Source organism: Candidatus Hydrogenedens sp. (assembly GCA_035378955.1).
Classification (GTDB): Bacteria; Hydrogenedentota; Hydrogenedentia; order Hydrogenedentales; family Hydrogenedentaceae; genus Hydrogenedens.
The window spans coordinates 1-22,629 of sequence record DAOSUS010000047.1 but is presented as its reverse complement, the minus strand read 5'-3'; the positions used below and the strand labels follow the sequence as shown (position 1 = coordinate 22,629).

Here is a 22,629-nt window from a genome sequence, read left to right as displayed (position 1 = left end):
ATCATCCCTCTGTCCTCCCTCAGTATCCTGCTCATCTACCGCGACAAATTGTTTCATCTATCTCTACCTCAAAAGGAAAATACCACAAATACACAAATAGAAAACAAATAAGAATGGATGAAAGAAAATTCGTTTTATATTCGTAAATTCATAGCATAAGATATCTTTTTATTTTCTATATTCCTACATGATAAGATATATCCTCTACAGGAAAGGAACTATAAATCTGTTACTTATATCCCATAAGTGATTTTATTACACCTGAACAGTATTTTTTTTGTTCCTCCCGGGGATTTCCCAGTTTGTTCAAAAGATGTGTTTTTGATATAATAAAAGTTTCTAAACGCCAATAAATTAAACCCAAACCGTAATGAGGAGTAAAATATGTCATTACGAACTTACGAAGCGCTGTTTATCGTCAGTCCAGAAGTGGAAGACGATAACATCCAGGCAATAGCCCGCGAGACCGAGAATTTGGTCACAAAGAGCGGAGGGGTTATTGTGCGCTCCGAAGTATGGGGTCGGCGGAGATTGGCTTATAAAGTCAAGAAATTTTCGGAGGGTATCTATATCCTGATACGCTTCCAATCCTCCCCCAACTTCATAGCGCGACTGGAAAATTATTTCCGCCTCAGCGAACAAATTATTCGCTACATCGTCGTTTACTTTGATGAAAAAACGCTCCGATTGGAAGCAGAACAGGCACAGCGTCGCCAGGAATTAGAAGCCGGCTACGACCAACAATCAGATAAAGATGAAAATCTTGCCCCCATTCCTACAAGTATTGCAGAGGAAGAGGAGGACGAGGAATAAACTTTAACATAGGAACAGCTAACTATGGCAGATATTCGCGTTCCTGATCTAAACATTGTTCTGATTGCCGGCAGACTTGTAAGAGACCCGGAAATCCGCTCTACCCCCAGTGGAAGAACAGTAACAAGATTTACAATGGCAAATAACCGCCGATTCAAAGGTAAAGATGGAGAAACCCGAGAGGAAGCCATCTATATTTCTGTAGTATCCTGGGACAGTCAGGCGGATTATGTCTATAAATATCTCCGTAAAGGGAGACCGGTTCTCGTAGAAGGTCGGCTTCGACAGGATGAATGGGATGACCCCACAACCAATCAACGCAGGTCTCGCTTCGAAATTGTTGCGAGGAATATCCAACCTCTTGATTGGGGAGCAAATTCGTCAGGGAATTCAGGACAGGGAAATATTCCCCAAAATGAAAGACCTATTCCCAATACGAACAATTATCCTAATCAAGGGAAAGAAACTTCATATCCCGGGGAAAGTTACCCGGATGATAATTTTCCTGTGTCGGAAGACGATGTCCCGTTCTGATTTCATTTCAGGAAAACAATCGAACATTACCAACCTATAGAAACAAATAAAACTTTTAACCTATATTTAAAAAAGGAATAATGTCTTATGGCACACATTTCCGCAAAAGCAAAATCAAAAATTCGGATGAAACGATTAAAGAGAAGAAAGAAGAAGAGAATCTTCAGAAAAAAGACAAGCAGGCTAACCATAGAACGAATAGTATATATTGACTATAAGGATACGAACTTGCTACGGCATTATATAACCGAGCGCGGTAAAATAATACCCCGTCGAATTACCGGTGCCACAGCAAAACAACAGCACATGCTTACTAAGGCAATTAAATTAGCCCGACAGATTGCATTGCTTCCTTTCGTAGCAGAATAGTCAATACCTAATTTGTAATAGTTGCTTATGTCCAATGTGCTGACGAAAATATTGTTTCTGATTTTGATTACAGCCTACCTAACAGGGGAAGGAGTTTTTATTCTGCTTCCCCTGGTTACGGTCGTCGCCATTGGTCTGACAACAGCACGAAATTCCTGGTTCCGCACAGCCCTTCTTTGCTTATCCCTTATTCCGGGATTTGCGTTGGGCGCCTTTATGGAGTCCCTCCCATTAACCACTGAAAATCTTCTGATGTGGACAGCAACTTTTCTGGCAGGTATTTTATTACCCGTTTCTGTAGGGTCTGCTTTAAGGAAATATTCCTGGTCTCGCTGTCTCCTTCTGGTAACTGCTTTCCTATTCATCTCGGGGACAGCCCTTACCATGTATTTTTGGAACGATTTGCGTAAGGATATAACCATTTCCATTAACGCTCGTATCGCAGAAATAAATAATCTGAGCAAGGAACAGGAGATTAGCAATTCAGAAGAAATCAATAAAAATTTTATTGAAGGATTAAAATATCTTGATTATCATTGGGAAGATTTTCACATTGGGTTATTATTTGGTCAAAGTTTAATTACAGCCCTTATCATTATGGGTTGGATGATTGCTCGGTTAAAAATTATGCCAACTGAAGACGGTATTCATTACTGGGAAAATCCTCAATTAGGAAGTTTTTCCCATGTTCGACCACCGGACTACTTAGTGTGGTTGGCTATTTTAACGGCAATCATCTTGATATATGACCAGCATTACAATGTAGGAGAATGGCTCCGTATTGTTTCGCGGAACACGGCTGTAATTTTGAGTTTTATTTACTGGCTTAATGGGCTAAGTATCCTTACTTTTTGTGCTATTCTATTTCACTGGAACATTATATTAACACTGGTAATTGTTCTTTTTGTTTTCGGAGTGTGGACTTTTCCCATCCTTGCATTGTTTGGTTTTTTCGATACATGGTGGGAATTTCGGCTTTCACTCTTACGGCTTTACAATCGGCTATATCCGGCAACAAACAGTTAAACTCGCAATAAAAACAATAATAAAAATATAATTAAACAAGAAAGGTCAGGAGAATAAACGATGAAAGTGATTCTATGCAAAGACATTGAAAAATTAGGTAAGGTCGGAGAAACCGTTAATGTTTCCGATGGTTACGCACGCAATTTTTTGATTCCTCGTAAACTTGCAGTATCCATCCAATCGGCTTCCGCAGCGGAAATCCGTTATCACCTTGAAATCATTCAACGGCGTGAAGCCCAACGGAAAGCAGAAATGGAATCGGTTGCAACGAAACTCAATGCAATCACTATTGAATTTAAAATGCGTGCGGGCGATGAAGAAAAACTATTTGGTTCTGTAACTTCCGCTATGATTGCAGAAGAATTACAGAAAAGGGATTTTAAGATCGACCGCAAACAAATTCTTCTGGAAGAGCCTATTAAAACACTGGGTATCTTTTCAGTCCCTGTGAAATTAGGAAGTGGTGTTATGGCAGAAGTAAAAGTTTGGGTCAGTCAACTTACGGATGAAAATAACACGGAGAATTCAGATAACTAACACATGGCGACTTCCCGCAAAAAAGATAGCTCGAAGGCAAAATCGCCTGCTACATATTTTGAGCGCGAACCGCCACAATCCATTGAGTCGGAACGCGCCGTTTTAGGGGCTATCTTTTTGGACCCTGAAACATTCCCCAAAGTTCTTGAAATATTTAATTATAATACCGAAAACATCTTTTATTATGGACCGCACCAAACTATTTTTGAAGCCATGTATGAAATTTATCATACAACACAGAACAAACCTGACCTTCAGGCAGTCGCAGGCAATCTTGAAACTAAAAAATTACTATCAAATGTAGGCGGTATCTCCTATCTAACAGAACTATCCAGTGCTGTGGCAACAGCTGCTAACATAGGCTACTATGCAAATATTGTTATTGAAAATGCCTTAAAACGAAAACTTATCGAGATATGTAGTGAAACTATTAACAAAACTTATGAAGGACAGACCCCTTTCAAAGAACTCGCCGATGAAGCAGAAAGCAACCTATTTACAGTTGCAATGCAGAGAAGGACAAATCCCATTTACAAATTAAAGGATTTTATCGAAACTTTTGTAGAGAATTTGGAAGAACGAATAAAAAATGGAGAAGTGCTAACTGGGATACCCACAGGTTTTCAAACACTGGATGAAAAACTGTGCGGACTTCAGCCTTCGGAAATGATTGTTCTTGCAGCACGACCTTCTGTTGGAAAAACAGCTTTCGCCCTTAATATCGCTCGGAATGTGGCGAAAACAGGAGAAGGGGGCGTGCTTATTTTCAGTCTGGAAATGTCGAAAGAACTACTTCTTCAAAGACTTATTTGTATGGAAGGCAAAATTGATGGGCAAATAATGAGAAAGGCTTTTGCTGGCAAAAAGATTATAGCCGATATTGTAGAAACCAGCGGCCGAATATGTGATTTGCCTATTTTCATTGATGATACACCCAGCATTAATGTTATCGAACTTCGCTCAAAAGCACGAAAGCATTTATATTCAAATCCAGAAGTAAAACTAATTATCTTAGACTATCTCCAATTAATGAGTGTTCACCGACGGAGTGAAAGTCGGCAGGTAGAAATCGCGGAAATATCAAGGCAAATTAAAGGTCTGGCACGCGAATTAAAAGTCCCCATTCTTACATTGTGCCAATTAAGTCGTGAGGCAGAAAAAGAGTCTGCTGAGCCCAAACTTTCACATCTGCGGGAATCCGGAGCCATCGAACAGGACGCTGATGTCGTTCTTATGTTATACCAAGACAGGAAAAAAGAAAAAGAAGAACCCCAGATAAAAGACCCACTAAATGTTCACTTAAAAATAGCCAAACAAAGAAACGGTCCCACAGGAATTATTGATTTGTCTTTCCATCGCAGACATCAACTATTTTTAGAAATAGGTCATTTTATTGAAGACGAACCCTCTTCCTCTACAATATCCGATGAGGAAGAGGAAGACGTCTTTTATAGAAAATAATAATCAAATATAAAGGAGAAAACTATGTTCAAAGGTTCATGGGTTGCTTTAGTAACACCGTTCAAAGATAACTACGAAGTTGATTTCGATGCCTATGGAAGGTTAGTAGATTTTCATATTGAACAAGGAACGCATGGCTTGGTTCCGTGTGGTTGCACAGGTGAAGCGGCTACACTCTCACACGAGGAACAAAAGGAATGTATCCGTTTTGTTGTAGAACGCGTTGCAGGTCGGCTACCTATCATTGCCGGCACAGGTTCCAATAACACAATGGAAGCCTTAGAACTTACCCGTTGTGCGAAAGAATTTGGTTGTGATGGGGCTTTGTTAATCACCCCTTACTATAACAAACCTACCCAGGCAGGATTGATTGCTCACTACAAAAAAATCGCAGAAGAGATAGATATTCCCATCGTCCTTTATAATGTTCCCAGTAGAACCGGTATCAAATTAGAACCGGAGACAATCGCAGAACTCAACAAATTCCCCAATATCGTTTGTATTAAAGAAGCCTGCGGTAGTGTTGACCAGGTATCCCAAATTCTTTCCCTTTGTGATATTACCGTATTATCGGGTGATGACAGTTTAACCCTTCCCATGATGTCCATCGGTGCAACAGGTGTTATATCCGTAGCCGCAAATATCGCCCCGGCCGATGTTGCCCGCATGTGCACTCTGGCCCTGGAAGAAAATTACACGGAAGCACAAAAAATTCATTATCGGCTAATGCCTCTCTTCAAAGCATTATTTTATGAAACCAATCCAATGCCTGTAAAAGCCGCATTAGCAAGGATGGGAATGATTAAAAACATATTGCGACTACCTTTAGTCCCGATGAGTGAACCCCAATACAAACGATTAGAACATGTTCTCCAAAAGTTACATCTTATCTAACTTTATATCGTTCCCAAATTTTTATATGGCAGAAATAATCTGCGTCTATCCAAGTAGGAGAAACTCTTTTCAAATCAGGATTTCCGTTGGTAAAGAGTAATACTTAACCCCCAATATGATACAACATCTATCCTATTCCATTTTTCATCAAGATATTTCCGCAGAGGTTCGGTATGGGGTTTATACTCAAATGTCAAGCCGTGTGTTTCCAGAAACCATAAACGCTGATACTTTTTTGCAACTTGTTCTATGGGCACAGGCAATAATCCATGATAAGCAAGTAAGGTCGCATTTCCAAAAGTATCTATATGCACCTGCACATCAATAGCACTCATACCTACTCGGCATTGAGGATATCCTTCCAGATAGTGCCTCATGGATGGAGCCATAAAATGGCTGGGATAAATTACAATATCCCCTTCCTGATAATTCTTGCGAATCCAATCGGCGGAACTACGGAAATCCACTTTATCATAAACCCCCAAACGATGCATCTCGTTAGGATGTAGTTTCAACTGATAGTAATCTTTAAGACACATAGCAGTAAGTAAACCAAACATGATTAAGATTAAAAATCGCGTCGGATAAAATTTTATCCCATGGATACCCTGTGCAATTGCAAATAAAGCTACCACTCCTGAAAAGATAAATAACCTATGCTCATAAAATGAAAAATGACGTGCTCCCCAAAAGAATACATTAGCAAATATGGGCAACAAACTCATCAAAAAAACATAGAGCCCATTTTCAGGTTGTCTTCGATAGGACCATAATCCCCACAAGAAAAGAAGCAGAGATAGAATAAATAAAGACCAGTAAACACTACTATTCGGGGTATAACCCGCAAAAAAATTCTTCCATGTTATCAAACCTGTTTTTATCGTTGGATTGGGATACCACACATAACGGATATTAGACACTATCTCGTGAAAATACCAGGCAAGGTATAACGCGGGTAAGATGAGTATTCCTGCTATGAAATTTGTCCAGAACCATTTGCGAAACAAATCCCGCCTACCCAAACCCATTAATATTAAAAGGAATATATTTGTTAAAAAAATTGACCAGACACTAAAATAGTGAGAATACATCAACAGAACAAAAGTCACTCCCAGTCCTAACCAGTCTTTCCAAAGATTATTAGATAAAATACGGAGAAGAAAAAATAGACTTAAAAGATTCAACAATACATAAAAGGAATAAATACGCAATTCTTGAGCATAGTAAATCTGAAAGGGAGAAATAACAAAAAGGAAAGTAGCGACGAGAATCGTAAACGGTCGGTCTAAAATCCGTTTCGCCACCTGATAAAAAACAATAATGGTTAAAATACTCCAAAAACAGGGTAACAACCGCCATGCAAAATCATCCCACACAGAATACCGTTCCCAGAAACGAATACTATCCAATATTTTACCCCAGAAAAAAGTAATTAAGGGATTTATCGGCGGTTCATTATTTAATAGAGGCGAAAGAAATGAACCTTTCCAATCTACCAGTTTGCTTAACTCGATAGAGGCACATTCATCATACCAGAGACTTAACGAACCTAAATGGAATAATCGGAGTATGATTCCCATAGGTAGTAAAACTATCCAGAAAACATACTCCATAACTTTCTTTTTAAACTTTTCCAGTTGCTCTTGCTTCTTTTCTTCTTCAGTTCGCACCATATATTTGACTTTAATAGGGGAATGGTTTCGTTATTCTTATTCTATTATTAGGTATAATTTACCTATAAGAATATCGCAAAATCAAAATAAAAAAGTTATTCAGATATGTCCACAACCTCAACACCAATAAAACCCTGTCCTTGTTATATAGGTGTGTCTGGCTGGGCATATAAAGATTGGAAAAATACCGTATATTCAGAAAATCAAACCTTAAATCTCCATCCAATACGATACCTTTCCCAATGGATAAACTGTATTGAAGTAAATGTTACCCATTATCATCCCCTACCTGCAATAAGAGTGCTACCCTGGGTAGAACAGGTTATTGATAAACCTTCGTTTTTATTTACCGTTAAAATCTGGAAACGATTTACGCATGAGGATAAAAGAAATATAGACCTTGAAGATGTAAAACTTTTTATTAACTCTATCGAACCTATCGCAGAAGCCAATAAATTAGGTTGCTTACTTATTCAGTTTCCTCAGCGATTTCATCGCACTACGGAAAACAGGAAATATTTGGCAGAATTAACAAACATTTTCACCCCTTTACCTTTATGTGTTGAATTTCGGCATAAATCCTGGTGGCACCCTCAAACTTTAGAATCTTTCCGCGAAAGAGGGATTGCCTTTTGTAATATAGACCAACCTCTACCAGACCCTCACTGTCTACCTCCCACAGAAGAAGTTACCACAGATTTTGCTTATGTACGTTTTCATGGAAGAAATATAAAAAACTGGTTTTCAGAAAAATCCAATCGTGATGAAAGATATAACTATCTTTATTCGGAATCGGAATTAGAACCATGGATAGAACGCATTCAGAAAATGCGAAACAAAGCACAACGCATCTTTGTATTGATGAACAATCATTTTGCGGGTAAAGCCCTGATTAATGCTGTACAACTCCGAAAAAAATTGGGGTATTCCGTGGATACCCCACTACCCTACGAACTCCAACGGGTTATAACAAACCCAAAATAATCTACCCCTTCGAATAGATTCTCTTTATCATAACTACCCATTTCGTTTTAATAAATAAACCCGTGAGAATTATATAAATTACGAATAAAGACAGCCCTTCTTCTTGTTTTTGATATAATAAATAGTAAAGGATTGATATGATTAATAGTAGGTCGTTTATTATACCGATAGATATAGAACGACAGTTTCTTCAATTAGTGCAAATCTTGCATGACAACGGGGTAAGTGCGGAAGGTATTGTTCAGGTTCGAAAAGCATTCGAGTTAGCGGTATGGGCACATCAGAGACAGGAACGGGCTTCCGGTGAACCTTACATTATTCATCCTATAGAAGTAGCGCGGTTGTTGGCTAAAATTAAACTTGATGCCATGACCATTATGGCAGGGCTTCTGCATGATGTTATAGAAGACAGGCAAGTCCCCCGAGAACTTCTTGAAAAAGAAGTAGGGAAAGATGTTCTCCAGATTGTCGAAGGGGTTACCAAAGTATCAAAGCAACAAATGAAGGCAACCGTGAAAGAAAATGAAGACCTGCGAAAATTGGAAACCCTCCGCAAACTTTTCCTTATAGGCGTTAAAGATGTTCGTGCCTTACTGGTAAAATTAGCAGACCGTCTCCACAATATGAGAACCATAAAATATCTACCCCAGGAATCGCAGGAGCGAATCTCTCGCGAAACACTCAATATATATGCACCTATAGCCCACCGTTTAGGAATTTATCGCTGGAAAATGGAATTAGAAGACCTCGCTTTTAAAGTCCTACTTCCCACAGAATACAAATGCCTTGCCTCCCGTATTGCAAGGAAAAAAGATGAACGCGAAAATGAAATCAAAAATATCATTGCCTATCTCAAAAACGAACTTCAAAACATTGGCATTCAGGCTCGTATTTTAGGGAGACCTAAACATTTATATAGTATTTATTTAAAAATGCAAAGGCAGCAAATTCCGTTAGAACGGATAATGGACCTTTATGCGATACGGATTGTTGTTAATACAGTAGAAGAATGTTATCGCGTATTAGATATAGCCCATCGTTTAGGGAATCTAATACCGGAACGGTTCCGTGATAATATCCGCAAACCCAGAAGTAACGGCTACCGTTCTCTACATACCACTGTTTTTATACCCAAAAAATATCCTCTGGAAATACAAATTCGAACAGAAGAAATGGACCAGGAAGCAGAATTTGGAATTGCGGCTCACTGGTTCTATAAAGAAGGTGGTGCTGTAGATGATTCCCTGATGCAAAAACGGATTGAATGGCTTCGTTCTATGGTTTCAGAACTATCTGCTCCCGGGGGAACAACAATTACCGCACAGGATATACAAGACGACCTGAAAATATCAGAAATTTATGTATATACTCCCAAAGGGGATGTGTTTGAACTACCTGCAAATGCAACTGTGCTGGACTTCGCATACTCAATTCATACAGAAATAGGGCACCATTGTATCGGAGCCCGTGTAAATGATAAATATGTCCCTATCACAACCCGACTTACTACAGGCGACCGTGTCGAAATTCTAACCTCTCCCAAACAAGAACCCCATTTGGACTGGTTGAAAATCATTACTATCGGGAAAGCTCGAAATAAAATTCGGCATCACCTCCGTGAAAAGGGAATTCTACCCAAAGAGGAAGAAGAAGGGAAAGAGGAAACACCTCCTCGAAAAGAAGAGAAGAAAGAGGAACATCTCGGAAATGTTAATACAGGCAATTCCCTCTTTCCTGACCTATCGGCATTAACAAAAATTGAATATCTCGGCGATAATACAGAATTTGAAAAAGAGAGACATTTAAGTATCTGTATTGATGGACAAAAAAATATCACTGTTCATTTTAGCCGCTGTTGCAATCCTCTACCCGGTGATGATGTGGTAGGCTACTCCACATTAAAAGGAACTATTACCGTTCACAAAAAGGACTGTAGAGTATTTAACAGTGTTTATCGCGACCCTTCACGAATACATAAGGCACGATGGGAAATTGATAACATTGCTCAAATTACTGTACAGGTATTAGCCCGTCCCTCCTCTACCGTTATTCAGGAAATAACTTCATTATTAATAGATAATAAAGTACCGGTAATCTCCGCTCACTACAAATTTTTACGCAAAGGCTTGATTAAATTTGAATTTACCCAAAAATCCGTTTTTTCAGGAAATCCGAAGTCCTTTGATTTACTTATGCGTTCCATTCGCTCTATTGACGGCGTCTTAGAAGTCTACCGAAAAACAAAATAAAGTTCTTTGTCTTTTACGATGAAATAATTCCCTGTTGATTGAGATATGTAAGTAAAAAGTTAACGGCTTGTTCTACAGTGCATTGTCCTGTATCGATTACAATCTCTGGATTTTCGGGTTCTTCATACGGGGCTGATATGCCTGTAAACTCCGGAATCTCACCTGCCTTGGCTTTTTTGTAAAGACCTTTGGGGTCTCGCTGTTCGCATATATCAATATCACACTTGACATACACTTCAATAAAATTTTTGGGATTCAGTTTACGAGCCTTTTCACGGTCACTACGATAGGGAGAAATAAACGCTGTCAGAACAATAAGTCCGGCATCCGCAAATAATTTAGCTACTTCACCAATGCGGCGAATATTTTCTTCTCTATCCTGAGGGGAAAAGCCTAAATCCTTATTTAAGCCATGCCGTATATTATCCCCATCTAAAACATAGGTTTTACACCCTTTTTCAAATAGTGCATTTTCCAGAGCATGGGCAAGAGTTGATTTTCCCGAAGCAGAAAGCCCTGTAAACCAGACTACGGCTCCCTGATGTCCGTTAGCCCTTTCACGGTCTTCCCGTTTAATATCGCCTTGATGCCATGTAATATTGGTTGCTTTTACAACTTCTTCCACAATACCTTTCCTTCATCTTTTATGTTATATGAGAAACGATTATCACTAATCGTTTCTCTTTTTACAAATTACTTGCCTATAGAAACTATTTGGCTTCCTGTGGCAGGAAATACTTCTCAATAAGGTCTAAATCCAGATTTGGATACACAGGATACTGTTGTAATAATTCCAACACCCTTGCTTTTTGCTGCTTCTGAACAGAGGCATCTAACACAAAATTTCTCTTGGACGGTTTGCCGGCATTAGCTCCTTCACTCAGAATTTCTGGTTTTGTAGCATCTAAAACATTTTTAATGATAGATGCTATTTCCTTCATTTCTATACCACCCATACCCAAAGTAGTTACGGCAGGAGTTCCTAATCGAAGTCCACTTGTGATTAAAGGTCCGTTGGGGTCAAAGGGCAAGGAATTGAAGTTTAGCGTAATTCCACAGGCTCTTAACGCCCCTGCGGCTTGTCTGCCAGTTAAGCCATGACTTTCCTGAACATTGAGTAACATTAAATGATTATCTGTTCCACCTGTGGCAACAATCAATCCTTCGTTTTTCAGAGATTCTGCAAGTATTTGAGCATTACGAACAATTTGTCGTGCATAATCGCAAAACTCAGGACGGTTCGCCTCTGTAAAGGCAATTGCTTTGGCAGCAAGAACATGGGGCAAAGGACCTCCTAAAACTAATGGACAACCTTTATCTACAAATTCAGCGAATTCTTTCTTACAAAGTATAATTCCACCTCGGGGGCCACGCAGAGTTTTATGAGTTGTGGATGTAACAATATGTGCATGTGCCACCGGGTCATATTCCCCTTGAAAAACCTTTCCTGCCACCAGTCCAGCAAAATGAGCCATATCCACCATCAGCACGGCACCTACCTTATCGGCTATTTCTCGCAAACATGCAAAATTAATTTTACGCGGGTAGGCACTATAACCCGCCAGTAGAATAAGCGGTTTTATTTCCTTTGCCATCTTCTCTATTTCTGCATAATCCAGAAGCCCCGTATCTCGACGGACTGTATAAGAATAAGCATCGAACATCTTTCCCGAAATATTCCGTCGGTAACCATGAGTGAGATGTCCACCAGAATAATAATCCATTCCTAACAGTCTTTGGTTACCCATCTTTTCACGAATTTTTTGCCACTGTTCCTGCGTAACTTTCGAAGGGTCTTTTATATCCAATTGTTCCAGCTCTGGTGCCTCAATTCGCGCAGACAATATAGCCCAATATGCCACCAAATTTGCATCGGCACCACTGTGAGGTTGGACATACGCATGCTCTGCATTAAAAAGTTTTTTCGCCTGTTCACAAGCAACCGCCTCAATTATATCTACATTGCCACAACCCTCATAAAACCGTTGGTAGGGAATTCCTTCCGCATATTTATCGGTTAATAAATTCGCCATGGCAAACTGGGTTGATAAGGAGCAATAGTTTTCACTTGCTATTAATTTCAAGTTACTCCGCTGGTCTATCAACTCCTGCACTATCCCTGCAGCTACCTGTGGTGATACTTTTGCTACTTCTGCCAGATTACATAAGTAACCTAAAAATCCTGAATCCAATTTATCCGGCGGAGTAGAACCAATATACTCAATAATAGATGGATGTATCATGAACGGCTCCTTAAATAAAGAGATTATATGTATATTGAAATAATATATCCTATATTATTCAAAATTCATGATATAACTGTAAACTCCTTCATGGAGTTGCGATTCCACCTTTAGACCACTCCGTTCAAACACCGCCTGCATAGGCTTGTTTTCTCGTAACACCTCTGCGGTAAACCCTGCAATACCATTGCGACGGGCTATGTTGATTAAGTGTCGGAAAAGGAATGACCCAATCCCTCGATTTTGCCATTCATCCTGAACAACAAAGGCTACCTCGGCACGATTCGTTTTCGGATTCAAATAATAACCACCCATCGCTACAATTTCCTCTCCATCCGGGTCAGGAACCGTTGCTACAATAGATACTTCATTACGATGGTCAATATACACAAATTCCTGCACCTGCTTACGAGGAACCCATTTCATACGGCTCATAAACCGTTTGTATAAAGATTCCTGTGATAAGGAGTAGAACAATTCGCGGATACGCGGTTCATCCGTTGGATGTATGGCACGAATCGTTACAGAAGTTCCATCATCACAAATATAAGTAGTGCGGATGTCTCTCGGACCTATTACAATCTTATTCTTAAAGTCTGTAAGTTCAGGACGAATGTATTTTGATTCTATTGCTTCCATCAGCAATTTTTCACGGAATTTTGGATGAGCAATACTGATAAGAGCCAGAGCACGCTCCTGAACATTTTTCCCATGTAAGTAGGCTACACCATATTCGGTGATAACATAATGGACATCGCCTCGGGTCGTTACAACCCCGGCACCCTCACTCAAATGACAAACAATTCGCGATACCTCGCCATTGTGTGCGGTAGAAGGCAAAGCAATAATAGCTTTACCTCCGTTAGAACGAGCGGCTCCACGATTAAAATCTACCTGTCCACCTATACCCGAGTAAAATTTAGACCCCATGGAATCAGCACACACCTGCCCTGTTAAATCTACTTCCAGAGCAATATTAATCGCCACCATCTTGTTTTGCTGAGAAATAATAAACGGGTCGTTCACATATTCTGTCGGATAGAAGGAAAATATGGGATTGTTATTCAAATATTCATAAAGTCGCTTCGTCCCCATGGCAAAACTGGCAACGATTTTACCGCGGTCTAAAGTTTTCCGTTTGCCATTAATAATCCCTTTCTCTATCGGTTCTATAATCGAATCCGTTAACATTTCGGTGTGTATTCCCAAATCTTTTTTATCACCCAAAAACTCAAGTACTGCTTGTGGGATACGCCCTATTCCCAATTCCAGAGTTGCTCCATCTTCTATTAAACCTGCAATATATTGCCCAATCTCACGGGTAACATCGTCCGGCTCGGCTAAGGGAAATTCAATTAGCGGTTCATCTACAGGGACAAGATAATCTATATCATGCACATGTATAAAACAATCACCCATCGTTCTGGGCATTTGTGGGTTTACTTCCGCAATAACCAGTCGTGAATTTTCCGCTGCACTTTTCACAATATCTACAGAAATCCCCAAACTGCACATACCATCTTCATCCGGTGGAGAAACTTGAATAAGTGCCGCATCTAACGGTAATTGCCCCGTCTCAAATAAACGAGGAATATCGGATAAAAATATAGGGGTATATCCCCCCAATCCTTCCTGAATAATATGGCGGACATTCTGGGCAATGAAGAAACTGTTTACGGTAAAATGATTAATCAGGTCTTTCTGTGCGTATGGAGCATCACCTAAAGTCAGCAAATGCACAATCTCTATATCTGCCAGGTCTGCATGCCTTGCAACCAGTGCATCTACCAAACGCTGAGGCTGGGCGCAACCTGTGCCGATAAACACGCGGAAACCTGGCTGAATACGCAGCACCGCTTCTTTAGGGGTTACTACCATATCTGAATATTTTTCTTTCCAATTCGGGTCAAAACCCATTTCATTTTTTATTGTATTACTCATGGCTTATATTAAGACCTCCTAATATCATTCGGGCATCCGCTACTGTCGGTGGAGTTCCTACTTCGCTAACAATAAACGGGTTAATATCAATTTCATGGATACCGGGAAATTCTGTGGCTAATTGGCTCATCTTTTGTAGAGCCTGGGCTATAGCGTGGACATCTACGGCTGATTGTCCACGGGTTCCTTTTAATAGAGTATAAGAACGAGTTCCCACAAGCATCTGTAAGGCTTCTTCCTCTGTTATAGGAGCAAGGTAGAAACTCACATCCTTCATCACCTCTACAAAAATACCTCCCAATCCGAACATCAACATAGGTCCAAATTGTGGGTCTCGATGCATCCCTAAAATTACCTCTCGTCCTTGTTTTGCCATCTTCTCTACATAGACACCCTGAATTTTTGCATTCGGCATTTTGCGGGTTACACGAAGCATCATTAAGTCAAAGGCATCACGCACCTGAGCAGGATTGGACAAATTCAGACGGACACCGCCTATATCCGATTTATGAATAATATCCGGCGAAACAATTTTCATTGCCACAGGATAGCCAATTCGGTCTGCAATGGTCACCGCTTCTTCATCTGTCCGAGCCAATGCCCCCGGTGGAACATAAAAATCATAAGCCCGCAAAATCTCTTTAGCATCTACTTCGTTGATGAAGGTGCTACCTTCTCGCATTTGACGACGAATAATCCGTTCTATCCTTCGACGATTCACAGGGAAACGCATTACAACCCGTGGTGGTCTGCGTCTCCATGCAGAATAATCACACATGGCTTTTAAGGCATACACCGCCCGTTCTGGCGATGGATAATCCGGCAAATTCGCTAAAACCAATTCATCTCGTGCAGGCATAACATCCGCCCCACCCATAAACGCCGCTAATACAGGCTTATTCCCCCTCAAATTTTTGATAATGGCTCTGGCTGTTTCTGCAGGCTGGGTCATGGCTTGTGGAGTTAATATAACAATAACCGAATCAATCGTATCGTCATCCAGTGCCGCATTTAGAGCCATCGCATAGCGTTCCGGGTCGGCATCCCCTAACACATCAATCGGATTGGCAACACTCGCGGCGGGAGGTAATTTTTGTTTTAGTGCTGAGGATATTTCACTTTGCAACGGTTTCACCTGTAAACCCGAATTTTCCACGGCATCCGCCGCCATAATACCCGGACCACCTGCATTTGTTATTACCGCAACACGATTTCCCTTAGGTAAAGGTTGCATTGCTAACGCAGAAGCATAGTCAAATAAAGATTCAAATGTCTCCGCTCGAATAACCCCCGCCCTACGAAATGCCGCACCATAAGCAATATCTTCTCCTGCAAGACTACCCGTATGCGATGAAGCCGCTCGACTACCCGCTTGTGTTGTCCCTACTTTCAAAATGACTACAGGTTTTATAGAGGCTACTTGTTCCGCAATCTTTATAAATTCTTCACCCCGAACAATATTTTCCAGATAACAAGCAATAACCTTCGTCTGTTCATCTTCTCCTAACATCTGTAACAAATCAATTTCGGATATATCTGCCTTATTTCCAATGCTAATCAATTTAGCCAAACCTACCCCACGCCCTACAGACCAGTCCAGTATGGCTGTGCATAAAGCACCGGATTGTGAAATTACAGAGATAGAACCTTTTCGGGGCATTTGCGTAGCAAAGGAAGCATTCATTTTATTTTCTGTATTGATTATCCCCAAACAGTTCGGACCTAACAATCTCATTCGATGCTCTTTGCAATATTGAGCAATTTCTTTCTCTAATAAAGCACCTTCGGGGCCAACCTCCTTAAAACCTGCCGTAATAACACAAACAGATTTGGCCCCTGCTTGATGGGATTCTTCCAACGCCGATTTAACCAATTTGTTAGGAACCACAATAATAGTGAAATCAACAGGAATACCTGCATCTTTGGGCGTTTTATAACATTTCAAACCTAAAATCTCATCTGCGGAAGGATTTACAGGTATAACCTTCCCTTCATAACCGGACGAAATTAAATTACTTAATATGGAATATCCTACTTTACCCGGGGTCCTCGATGCCCCGATTACTGCAATACTTTTAGGTCTTATAAGTGTTTCAAGCATAAAAAATCCCTAATATAATTAAAAAGTAATTTTTATTATTTTGTTTGCACACCGGGAACAAAAATGACATTCCAAGAATTATAGAAAAATTGGAATTTGTATAATATTATATTCCTTTTCCTATTCCTATTTCCATATCCCGAATTATCACAAATAAACTTTAAATTACACTTTCAAATAATGAAAAAACATAAGACATAGGTAACACTTATTTTTTAGGATAAAGGATTGGATATTGCCACAAATTAAACAAATAACCACGAATGAAAAAATATCAATCCTTATGTCATATATGCCATTATTCTAAGGGCATTATGTTCCATGAAAACAACCTATTATTTTTGGTATTATCTAAATCTCACACCATTCAGCATTTTAGCAAAAGGAAAGGATTTTTTATGTCAAAAGTGATTGTTACAGGTGGAGCAGGATTTATTGGCTCGCATGTTGTTGATATATTGCTTGAAAATCATCATGAGGTTCTTGTCCTTGATAACTTGAGTTCGGGAAATCAGAAAAATTTAAATCTGAAGGCTAAATTTATCAAAATGGATATATGTTCAGAGCAGATAGATACGATATTTAACGAATTTCGTCCGGATTTCGTAGCACATTTAGCGGCTCAAATTGATGTCCGAAAAAGCGTAACCGACCCGATATTTGATGCAACAGTTAATATATTAGGTGGGATTAATCTGCTTAATAGTGCTGTGAAATATGGCATAAAAAAATTCATTTTTTCATCTACAGGTGGTGCCATATATGGTGAATCGGAAGTTTTGCCTGTGCCAGAAACTTATTTACCCAAACCGATGTCCCCTTACGGAACAAGCAAATTAGCCTTTGAACATTATTTAGGCTTATACCAGCGACTGCATGGGTTAAACTATCTTATTTTGCGTTTACCCAATGTATACGGACCGCGTCAAAGCCCGGAGGGTGAAGCCGGCGTATGCTCCATACTTACAGGTCTTATGTTAAAAGGGAAAAAGCCTGTTTTATATGGTTATGGCACACCTCAACGCGATTATGTTTTTGTAAAAGATATAGCACGAGCGTTTTTGTTAGGGCTGGGAAAAGGGGTGAATGAAACAGTTAATTTAGGTTCGGCGAAGGGAACAACAGTTCGCGAAATTTTTGATATTATCGCAAATACTGTGGGTTATAACGAAGAACCCGAATTGGCACCGCTTCGACCGGGAGAAGTCCAAACTATCTTCATTACAGGCGATAAAGCATATAAAGTTTTAGGCTGGCAACCTCAAATAGACCTTAAATCAGGCTTAATCCAAACGGTAGAATTTATAAGAGATAATAGTTAGCAAGTCATTAGTCGCTTTATCTCGAAGACAAGAAAACAATTGCGGAGAAAGAGGGACTGTTGATACTATAAATTTGTCATATACAAATTTATAAAGGGTAAATTATGAATCGAAAATCTCTTTTCCTTGCTCGTATTTTTATGTTAGGGGTTTGTGCATTTTTATTCGCAGGAATCGGATACCTCTCTCATGCCGATGAGATACCCCCACAAAAAATGATATGCGTTTTACCTATAAATGATAGCGAAAATGAGGTTGATAAAGGGACATTTTTTGATACATTTCAAGATGCACTTAGTTATATAAAGGAGCTAAAAAAGAACGATAAACTTCCTGAAAAAGGCATTAAAATTGTTCTACGAAAAGGGGAATATAAAATATCCGATAGCGTGGTTTTTAAGAAAGAGCATAGCGGAGAAGAAGGAAAACCAATTATTATTACCGCAGAAAACAAAACGGAAAGCACAATCAGCGGTGGAATTCAAATAAAGAATTTCAAGAAATTAAGCGAAGGGAATTATCGCGATAGGATTAAGAAGGAAGTATTAGAAAAACTTTATGTGGCAGATTTGAAAGAGTATGGATTGAAGTCACTTCCTCCGTTAAAATTGGGTGGACATGGAAGTTTGGAATTACGACAGAAGGACCGCGGTTATAAAGGGCATACTGCTTTTCCGTATGTGGAGGTGTTTTTCAACGGAGAGGCTATGACATTGGCAAAGTATCCGAATGACGGTTTCCTTCATGTCGCAGGAATTGAAGGAGAAACAGCAGAGCGATTATCGGGCTTCTCTACAATGACAAATGTTAAAATAAAAACAGATAATTGCCCGCTTACAAGTTGGACAAAAGAGCCTAATGTACTATTGCATGGATATTGGCATTACGATTGGTCGGATTCCTATGAAAATGTGGCTGCGATTGACCCAGATAAAAGAGAGATAAAACTGGCTCATTCCGCCTCGGCTTACGGATATAAGGCAGGAGCAAGATTTTATGCACTCAACCTTTTATGCGAATTAGACCAGCCAGGCGAATGGTATCTTGACCGACAAAACATGCTCCTATACTTTTATCCGCCAGCACCTATGGAGAAAGCCCAGATAGAGTTTTCATGGTTTGAGGGACCTATGTTTGTATTTGAAAATGCAAGCCATATCTATGTTGAAGGATTACATTTTAAGTTGAGTTCTGGAAACTTAATTGTGATTTCAGAGGGAGAGGATATTCGAATATTGGGTTGCTCTTTTACCCATAGTGGCGGTTACGGAGTTGCCATTGATGGTGGGAAAAACCATTGCGTTCAATCTTGCGATTTCGTAACGCTGGGCAAAGGGGGCGTCTTCCTGCGAGGTGGTGACAGAAAAACCTTGACGCCGAGTGGGTTTAAGATAGATAACTGTTACTTTTACGACCTGGCTCGTGTTGACCACACTTATAACCCGGCAGTATACGGAGAGGGAGTTGGGCATGTAGTCTCCCATAACTTTGTGCATAAAAATCCGAGCAGTGCCTTCCGTATGGATGGCAATGACATCATTGTTGAATACAACGAAGTTTGCGATGTTGTTTTGGAATCCGATGATCAGGGCGGATTGGATACTTACGGAAACCCAACTTATCGCGGTATGATATATCGCTATAACTACTGGCACCACATCGGAAATTGGGACAAACCCGGATTACCCTTACAGGGAGGCGTTCGTCTGGATTACCCCATATCCGGTGTGAAGATTTACGGAAATATATTCTACAAGGCATGTGCCAAAGACGGTATTTTCGGTGGAGTTCAGGTCAACGGCGGTAAAGACAATATAATAGAGAATAACATCTTTGCGGACTGCTTTATCGGCGTAACCTTTCAAACCTGCACAGAAGAAGAATGGCAAAACACCGTAAATGATGCACTCAACAAACCCGATATAGATTACAACCTTTATGTGCAAAGATACCCCGAAATGGCACATATCTACGAAGACCGAAACAAAAATACCGTGCAAAGAAACATATTCTGGAAATGCAACGAAGTGATGAGAAAAATGGAAACATCCCAGATTATCTTCGAGAACAACCTGACCACCACCGACAATGCTCTATTCCCCCACTCCGCCCAAGGCAACTTCGAGATAAACAACAACATACTAACCTCCTCAAACTTCAACTTCGACCCCATCCCCTTCCCCCAAATCGGATTGTACAGAGACAAATATAGAGAAGTAATTCCAATGGAAACCATCAACAACATCAGAAAGAAGTAATAGGTAAAAATAGAATAAAAATGGGAATAATATACTCATTTCATTGAACTAAAATTAGACATTTGTTTTCTCTAACGATTTTATTTTATCGAAAAGATAGAAAGTCTACAACTTATTCCAAAACTTAAATCCCTCTTTCGTTTATAAGTTTATATCATTGTATTTTCTAAATTTTGGATTTTAACAAAGATAATTTGGGTTGGCTGCCATTCTTTCAAACTAATACTAATCTTGTTCTACATTAATATTTCGTTCTTTTACCTTCTGCATTATTATTAGATACTTGAAACCTCTTAAATAAAAATTATATTTTCTTGCTCTCCCATGCCAAAGAGGGGTATTTGATGTCTGATTATGTCTGGTCACACAAACAATATCCACAGGTTTAAAGTATTTTTCTAACATAGAATATATTTTAAATCCGACTGGAACAAATTTCTTTTTTTTTGCCTGGTCCCCAATAAGCCAGGCAACATATTTCTTTGGTTTCAAAACACGATATATTTCTTTTGCCACCTTTTCTAATTCTTCAAAAAATCTTGGGTCCTCACAAGATATATTTCCAATATTATCTGGATGGTCATTATATCTTATGTTGTCTGAATACGGAGAATCTATAAAGATAAAATCTACTTGTTCGTTATCTAATGGTAATTTTCTCGCATCTGCTTGTTTTATATCATCTCTATAAGGGACTATATCAAAACCAATACAATTTCTATTTTCTTCCTTACAAACATCTATAGTGGTTCCACTGCCACACATAGGGTCTACTACTAAGTCCCCTTCTTTTGTATATCTCTGTAATAAATTCCAGATAACAAAAGCAGGTGTAACTCCAGGATACTTATTGTCCCCGTGTGGTTTATCTCCATAATTTTGCGTAGGAAAGTCCCAAAGCGTGGTAGTTTCAATTTTTAGATTTGCTGTGTTCATTGCTATCCCAATTGTAATAAGTTGACATTGTTATATGATACATCTCAGTTTCAAAATCTTCTTTTTCTTTATCGTTCCTATTTTGGGCTTCCATAATATTGCCCAAATGCACTTGTGCAAAAAGTAGTAATTCTCTCCTTCTGATAATATCTGATGGATAAGGTTCATTTACTTCGGGTCTGTTTTCGAAAAGTTCATGATTTAACCTTTCCCATTCTTGTCCAATTTGTTTTCTGTTCATTTTGTTTCCCTTATTATTCCCCATTATTTAACAATTTCTTTAAATCATCTATAAAATGTTCGAAAAGTTTAACTTTGCTACTCTCTTGTATTTTTTCCTCAGTTAACACATAACTTCCATCTAAATCCACTTCTACTATTGCCCTACCCTTCTTGGTTGGTTTCTTATATGTTAATGTACCATCTTCATCGGGAGTTATAAAATACACTTTGATATGCCTTGTAACTTCATCTTGAAGGAGTTTAAACTTCCAATATCCTGTTTGGGCAATTCTCTCTCTTAAAGTCACCTTACTCGAAATTACAGCAAGCACCCTATAATTCGTTGGATTGTATATGATTATATCTACATCAGGTAAATGTAAACCAAATTCTCCATAGTTAATTGCCAAATTCCGTTTTACCTGACTTAACTCTTCTGAAAGATTCATGCTTCTTTCTAACTGATTACCATTAACCACTTTTAATCCTAATTTCTCGACTTCATCTGTGATAATATATTGAATTAATTTTTCTAAATTTTTTCCTTTGAAGGCTCGCCAACTTTGTTCGTGGTCTCCATTAGGTGTAGAATATTTCAACCAGTTCTGTTTATGAATCTCTTTTGCCTCCCTTAATAATTCTGAGGTATGTTTATATGTTTCTATACCATACCGTTTTTTCTTTTCTAAATATAAGTTTTTCAAATTTTCAAATTTCATCTTTACTCCTTTAATCCAATAACAATATATTCTACAGGATAGGCTTCAAAGCTTGCTTCGTGGCTGGGAGCAAACCTGCCTGTCTTTTCATCTCTTTTTTGTGGAAGGATTTTAGTTGGGATTTCTCTTTTTATTAGCCTATCGAATTTAAAACCAGAGTATTGCATACTTTCAGCAAAAACTTCCGCATTTAATATATCAATACCATTCAGTTTTGTATTTCCAATAACATAACAACATCTGCCGCCGGATTTTAATATTCTTAAACTTTCGTCAAAAACTTCTTCCATATCAATAAAAAAAGCCTCGATTTCTTTTGCCATTTTTTTGTTTTTTTTGGACATTTT

20 protein-coding genes are annotated in these 22,629 nt (G+C 39.1%); 11 read left to right on the top strand and 9 right to left on the bottom strand.

Annotated features, from left to right (window positions below):
- Window positions 1-384: 384 nt before the first annotated feature.
- The 7 genes from rpsF to dapA all read left to right on the top strand — a co-directional run bounded on the left by rpsF (window position 385) and on the right by dapA (window position 5,634).
- A complete protein-coding gene (rpsF, locus tag PLA12_09975) occupies window positions 385-813 on the top strand; it encodes a 30S ribosomal protein S6 (GenBank protein HOQ32827.1) in 429 nt (142 codons plus the stop codon).
- A 24-nt stretch (window positions 814-837) separates the two neighbouring features.
- Window positions 838-1,347 carry a single-stranded DNA-binding protein gene (gene ssb / locus PLA12_09970; protein ID HOQ32826.1) on the top strand — a complete coding sequence of 170 codons (510 nt, stop codon included), beginning with the start codon at window positions 838-840 and terminating at the stop codon, window positions 1,345-1,347.
- Window positions 1,348-1,473: 126 nt separating this feature from the next.
- Window positions 1,474-1,716, top strand: coding sequence for a 30S ribosomal protein S18 (gene rpsR, locus PLA12_09965; protein ID HOQ32825.1), 243 nt, complete (start codon window positions 1,474-1,476; stop codon window positions 1,714-1,716).
- 27 nt (window positions 1,717-1,743) lie between these two features.
- Window positions 1,744-2,742, top strand: a complete 999-nt coding sequence (locus PLA12_09960) for a DUF2232 domain-containing protein (protein HOQ32824.1) — start codon at window positions 1,744-1,746, stop codon at window positions 2,740-2,742.
- Window positions 2,743-2,802: 60 nt separating this feature from the next.
- Complete coding sequence (gene rplI / locus PLA12_09955) at window positions 2,803-3,279, top strand: 50S ribosomal protein L9 (protein ID HOQ32823.1); 477 nt, start codon at window positions 2,803-2,805, stop codon at window positions 3,277-3,279.
- Window positions 3,280-3,282: 3 nt separating this feature from the next.
- Window positions 3,283-4,740 (top strand): replicative DNA helicase, encoded by a 1,458-nt coding sequence (gene dnaB / locus PLA12_09950; protein HOQ32822.1) that lies wholly within the window; start codon window positions 3,283-3,285, stop codon window positions 4,738-4,740.
- 24 nt (window positions 4,741-4,764) lie between these two features.
- The gene (dapA, locus tag PLA12_09945) at window positions 4,765-5,634 is read left to right on the top strand and encodes a 4-hydroxy-tetrahydrodipicolinate synthase (protein ID HOQ32821.1); all 870 of its coding nucleotides are present in this window, start codon (window positions 4,765-4,767) and stop codon (window positions 5,632-5,634) included.
- A gap of 74 nt (window positions 5,635-5,708) precedes the next feature.
- Here the strand turns inward: dapA and PLA12_09940 are convergent, their stop codons facing one another.
- Window positions 5,709-7,307 (bottom strand): glycosyltransferase family 39 protein, encoded by a 1,599-nt coding sequence (locus tag PLA12_09940; GenBank protein ID HOQ32820.1) that lies wholly within the window; start codon window positions 7,305-7,307, stop codon window positions 5,709-5,711.
- Window positions 7,308-7,412: 105 nt separating this feature from the next.
- Between PLA12_09940 and PLA12_09935 the strand changes: the two genes are divergently transcribed.
- Both PLA12_09935 and PLA12_09930 read left to right on the top strand, forming a co-directional pair.
- Complete coding sequence (locus tag PLA12_09935; protein HOQ32819.1) at window positions 7,413-8,291, top strand: DUF72 domain-containing protein; 879 nt, start codon at window positions 7,413-7,415, stop codon at window positions 8,289-8,291.
- Between the two features lie 137 nt (window positions 8,292-8,428).
- Window positions 8,429-10,540 carry a RelA/SpoT family protein gene (locus tag PLA12_09930; protein HOQ32818.1) on the top strand — a complete coding sequence of 704 codons (2,112 nt, stop codon included), beginning with the start codon at window positions 8,429-8,431 and terminating at the stop codon, window positions 10,538-10,540.
- A gap of 13 nt (window positions 10,541-10,553) precedes the next feature.
- On the opposite strand, the gene cysC is transcribed toward PLA12_09930, so the two are convergent.
- The 4 genes from cysC to PLA12_09910 all read right to left on the bottom strand — a co-directional run bounded on the left by cysC (window position 10,554) and on the right by PLA12_09910 (window position 16,825).
- Entirely contained in the window at window positions 10,554-11,165 is a 612-nt protein-coding gene (cysC, locus tag PLA12_09925; GenBank protein ID HOQ32817.1) for an adenylyl-sulfate kinase, read from the bottom strand.
- Window positions 11,166-11,250: 85 nt separating this feature from the next.
- On the bottom strand, window positions 11,251-12,783 hold the full coding sequence (locus PLA12_09920; protein ID HOQ32816.1) for a glycine hydroxymethyltransferase: 1,533 nt from the start codon (window positions 12,781-12,783) through the stop codon (window positions 11,251-11,253).
- 54 nt (window positions 12,784-12,837) lie between these two features.
- Window positions 12,838-14,724 carry a GNAT family N-acetyltransferase gene (locus PLA12_09915; protein ID HOQ32815.1) on the bottom strand — a complete coding sequence of 629 codons (1,887 nt, stop codon included), beginning with the start codon at window positions 14,722-14,724 and terminating at the stop codon, window positions 12,838-12,840.
- Window positions 14,717-16,825: an acetate--CoA ligase family protein gene (locus PLA12_09910; protein HOQ32814.1), complete on the bottom strand. Its 2,109-nt coding sequence runs from the start codon at window positions 16,823-16,825 to the stop codon at window positions 14,717-14,719. The genes PLA12_09915 and PLA12_09910 overlap by 8 nt, the downstream gene beginning before the upstream one ends.
- Before the next feature lie 398 nt (window positions 16,826-17,223).
- On the opposite strand from PLA12_09910, the gene PLA12_09905 reads away from it, so the two are divergent.
- Complete coding sequence (locus PLA12_09905; protein ID HOQ32813.1) at window positions 17,224-18,147, top strand: NAD-dependent epimerase/dehydratase family protein; 924 nt, start codon at window positions 17,224-17,226, stop codon at window positions 18,145-18,147.
- A gap of 104 nt (window positions 18,148-18,251) precedes the next feature.
- Window positions 18,252-20,405, top strand: coding sequence for a right-handed parallel beta-helix repeat-containing protein (locus tag PLA12_09900; GenBank protein HOQ32812.1), 2,154 nt, complete (start codon window positions 18,252-18,254; stop codon window positions 20,403-20,405).
- Window positions 20,406-20,630: 225 nt separating this feature from the next.
- On the opposite strand, the gene PLA12_09895 is transcribed toward PLA12_09900, so the two are convergent.
- The 4 genes from PLA12_09895 to PLA12_09880 form a co-directional block, all read right to left on the bottom strand.
- A complete protein-coding gene (locus PLA12_09895) occupies window positions 20,631-21,341 on the bottom strand; it encodes a DNA methyltransferase (protein HOQ32811.1) in 711 nt (236 codons plus the stop codon).
- The gene (locus tag PLA12_09890; GenBank protein HOQ32810.1) at window positions 21,316-21,582 is read right to left on the bottom strand and encodes a hypothetical protein; all 267 of its coding nucleotides are present in this window, start codon (window positions 21,580-21,582) and stop codon (window positions 21,316-21,318) included. Before PLA12_09890 ends, PLA12_09895 begins: the two co-directional genes overlap by 26 nt.
- Before the next feature lie 13 nt (window positions 21,583-21,595).
- Complete coding sequence (locus PLA12_09885) at window positions 21,596-22,282, bottom strand: BsaWI family type II restriction enzyme (GenBank protein ID HOQ32809.1); 687 nt, start codon at window positions 22,280-22,282, stop codon at window positions 21,596-21,598.
- A 2-nt stretch (window positions 22,283-22,284) separates the two neighbouring features.
- Window positions 22,285-22,629 (bottom strand): class I SAM-dependent methyltransferase (locus tag PLA12_09880; GenBank protein HOQ32808.1); only part of this gene is annotated, 345 nt, incomplete at its 5' end.

What these genes read in the sequence shown, in the direction of transcription:
- dapA (HOQ32821.1), top strand. Translation starts at nt 4,765, where the DNA reads ATGTTCAAAGGTTCATGGGTTGCTTTAGTAACACCGTTCAAAGATAAC.
- PLA12_09935 (HOQ32819.1), top strand. Translation starts at nt 7,413, where the DNA reads ATGTCCACAACCTCAACACCAATAAAACCCTGTCCTTGTTATATAGGT.
- PLA12_09910 (HOQ32814.1), bottom strand. Translation starts at nt 16,825, where the DNA reads ATGCTTGAAACACTTATAAGACCTAAAAGTATTGCAGTAATCGGGGCA.
- PLA12_09920 (HOQ32816.1), bottom strand. Translation starts at nt 12,783, where the DNA reads ATGATACATCCATCTATTATTGAGTATATTGGTTCTACTCCGCCGGAT.
- rpsR (HOQ32825.1), top strand. Translation starts at nt 1,474, where the DNA reads ATGAAACGATTAAAGAGAAGAAAGAAGAAGAGAATCTTCAGAAAAAAG.
- PLA12_09885 (HOQ32809.1), bottom strand. Translation starts at nt 22,282, where the DNA reads ATGAAATTTGAAAATTTGAAAAACTTATATTTAGAAAAGAAAAAACGG.
- PLA12_09940 (HOQ32820.1), bottom strand. Translation starts at nt 7,307, where the DNA reads ATGGTGCGAACTGAAGAAGAAAAGAAGCAAGAGCAACTGGAAAAGTTT.
- PLA12_09960 (HOQ32824.1), top strand. Translation starts at nt 1,744, where the DNA reads ATGTCCAATGTGCTGACGAAAATATTGTTTCTGATTTTGATTACAGCC.
- PLA12_09915 (HOQ32815.1), bottom strand. Translation starts at nt 14,724, where the DNA reads ATGAGTAATACAATAAAAAATGAAATGGGTTTTGACCCGAATTGGAAA.
- ssb (HOQ32826.1), top strand. Translation starts at nt 838, where the DNA reads ATGGCAGATATTCGCGTTCCTGATCTAAACATTGTTCTGATTGCCGGC.
- dnaB (HOQ32822.1), top strand. Translation starts at nt 3,283, where the DNA reads ATGGCGACTTCCCGCAAAAAAGATAGCTCGAAGGCAAAATCGCCTGCT.
- PLA12_09930 (HOQ32818.1), top strand. Translation starts at nt 8,429, where the DNA reads ATGATTAATAGTAGGTCGTTTATTATACCGATAGATATAGAACGACAG.
- rplI (HOQ32823.1), top strand. Translation starts at nt 2,803, where the DNA reads ATGAAAGTGATTCTATGCAAAGACATTGAAAAATTAGGTAAGGTCGGA.
- PLA12_09895 (HOQ32811.1), bottom strand. Translation starts at nt 21,341, where the DNA reads ATGAACACAGCAAATCTAAAAATTGAAACTACCACGCTTTGGGACTTT.
- PLA12_09905 (HOQ32813.1), top strand. Translation starts at nt 17,224, where the DNA reads ATGTCAAAAGTGATTGTTACAGGTGGAGCAGGATTTATTGGCTCGCAT.
- PLA12_09890 (HOQ32810.1), bottom strand. Translation starts at nt 21,582, where the DNA reads ATGAACAGAAAACAAATTGGACAAGAATGGGAAAGGTTAAATCATGAA.
- PLA12_09900 (HOQ32812.1), top strand. Translation starts at nt 18,252, where the DNA reads ATGAATCGAAAATCTCTTTTCCTTGCTCGTATTTTTATGTTAGGGGTT.
- rpsF (HOQ32827.1), top strand. Translation starts at nt 385, where the DNA reads ATGTCATTACGAACTTACGAAGCGCTGTTTATCGTCAGTCCAGAAGTG.